General features: G+C 63.2%; 2 protein-coding genes. Both read left to right on the forward strand.

Features of this window, described 5'->3' with window-relative positions:
• Positions 1–240 precede the first annotated feature (240 nt).
• Entirely contained in the window at positions 241–651 is a 411-nt protein-coding gene (locus ACFY3J_RS38755; RefSeq protein WP_390842882.1) for a hypothetical protein, read from the forward strand.
• Positions 652–742: 91 nt separating this feature from the next.
• Positions 743–2,146 (forward strand): VanZ family protein, encoded by a 1,404-nt coding sequence (locus ACFY3J_RS38760; protein ID WP_390842883.1) that lies wholly within the window; start codon positions 743–745, stop codon positions 2,144–2,146.
• Positions 2,147–2,485: the final 339 nt, after the last annotated feature.

Here is a 2,485-nt window from a genome sequence, read left to right on the forward strand (position 1 = left end):
ACCGGCCTGCCCCCACGGCACCCGATCCGCCCAGTACGAACCCCTACGAACCAGCCCCGCCAGGGTTGACGAAACAGATAGGGGCACCCCCCCGCACCCCACAGCCCAGACCAAGGTCTGGCTCGAAATGATCTCCATGCGACGATCGATGCGTGATCAAGTAGTCACCACATGTTCCGCCTGCGCTGCACTCTTCATATGCAAGAGAGCTGGCATGCGCACTACACCTAAGGGGATTCCATGCGCCGTATCGCCAACACCACCCTCGTGGTCCTTGCCCTTGCAGCTGGATCTGTCATGTTCGGTGCACCGACCGCCTCGGCCATCACCTACTGTGACAGCTCTGGCTACACCTCCACCAACGAGCCCATGGAGCGGTGCACCAAGCTGTCCAACGGCATTCTGGCCATCAAACAGGCTGGGAGCGGCATCGTCGCCACCGAGTACTACAAGTCGGGGGGATCCACCATCTCCGCCCAGCTTGGTTACTCGCGCGCGGGGACCAGCCACTACGCCGGCGCCGTCTCCATCGCTTCGGGTGCGACGAAGAAGCAGACGTGGTCGCTGTCGGCCAACGCCTACTGCACCAGCACGATAGGTCTGCTCAAGTACAGCGGCGGCACGTTCCAGACGCCGGCCTCGCACTGCTGAACCAGAGCCTCACAGGCCCCCGTCTACCAAGGCGGGGCCGCCCTTCTGCCTGTCCCGCTCTCCTCGACGTGATCACGCAAGGAACCGCGCCGTGTTCTCCGCCATATTTCAACACCATGTCGGCTATCTGGCCGTGTGCACATTGATCGGCTTCGTTCTCGGCGGCGCAGCATGGGCGCTCGCCCGCAAGCGGGGGAACCCTCACGGGGCGTGGTGGTCCGGGCTCGCCTTCACTCTCACCGGCGTCCTCGGCGTCACTTTCATGGGCGGCGGCTCGGCCAGCGGCGTGTGCGTCCTCAACCATCAGTTCGCCGAGCCCTTTCACACCACCCAAGGGTTGTGGAACCTCGCCATGATGGTGCCTGTCAGCGCCTGCGCACTCCTGGCCATCCGCCGCCCGCTGCCTGTCCTGGTCGGTGTCATCGCGCTGCCCCTGGCCATCGAATTCACCCAGGCCACCGTCAACGGCCTGGGGCGCGTGTGTGACAGCTCGGACGCCGAAATGAACATCATCGGCGGGTTGATCGGGCTCACCGTTGTAGCGGTTGTGCTTACCATCCGCCACTCGCTCGCCTGGCAGGCGGGCGTCAAGGGCGCTCTGATCACTTTCGCGGCGCTGCTCCTCCTGGGCTCGGGAGTGGCGCGTCCGATGCTCGCCTTCACGAACGTGGATGGCAGCAGTCTCGTCGACGCAAGTTCCGACCAGAAGCAGGCCGTTAAGGCCGCCGTCAGGGAGGCGTTCGGCGACCGATACAAGATCGGCAAGCAGTACGAGCAGCCGTGTGGTGACTCCCCATGCACCAACATCATCTTCATCCTGCTCAGCCGCGAAAAAGGGCACTCCCCAGACTTCGGTAGCGGCAGCCTTTCCTGGCCGGACAAGAAGCACCTGACCGTACAGCTGGAGAACAGCGACCGGCCCACTGTCATGGGATACCCGGTGGGAGGGGCGAAAGCCCCGTCTACCGATGTAGCAGCCTCTCAGATCGCGAAGTCGTATGCCCAGCGACAGTATCCGTGGGCGATGAGCGCGACCATGAGCGAAACATTCCCCGTGGGCGCAAAGGCCGAACTTGGCTGGATTACGAACTGGAGATGGACTCACAACGACGTTCTGATGCCCAGGATGCTGGATGTCCAGGTAGACAGGGCCGGGCGTGTATCTCAGATTGACGTCACCCTTGGCCCGACCCAGGTGAAGCTCCCCGAAGCCAAGCTTGACGCCGGGCAGGCCGAGAAGGCAGTAAGCAAGGCGGTAATGGCGCAACTCCAAGCCAATGGAAACACTGGCGCAGAATTCAGCACCAAAGCAGTTACCGTAAAAGCGGTCGAGCTAGACGGTAATTGGCAGCCGAACTGGCTTGTGAACACGACATGGCCCAGCAACGGAAAGAGCAATGATTCGCAGGAGCAGGCAGCGGTCGAGATGTACAGCGTCAGCGCCGTGACTGGGCAGGTGTACGACGCAGCCGGGCAGCCCCTCAAAGCCAGCTGACGCCCACCATCGGCGTGTTGCGCTCCTGGACCGTGGCGGAAGGCTCGCGCGGTGCCCGATCCACGCGAAAGACGCCAGACCGTACGGGCCCTGGGCCGGCTGCGCCCGGCTGGCGAATCTGCTGGAATCCGAACCCGACCTGGACGCCCTGACCTTCTACCCGCACCTGCTGGCATGGGAGCTGCACCGCCTCACCGAGGGCAAGAACGCCATCCTCAAGTCCGGAAAGACAACAGCTTCTAAACTTGGCGTTTAACCTCGCTGGGCTTGGTGTTCCTTGATCGATTCGGCGCGTTTGACGGTCTTGCCGACGTCGTGGCGCCTGGCCCGTTGCTTGTT

It is taken from the genome of Streptomyces sp. NPDC001231, assembly GCF_042896885.1.
Taxonomy (GTDB): Bacteria; Actinomycetota; Actinomycetes; order Streptomycetales; family Streptomycetaceae; genus Streptomyces.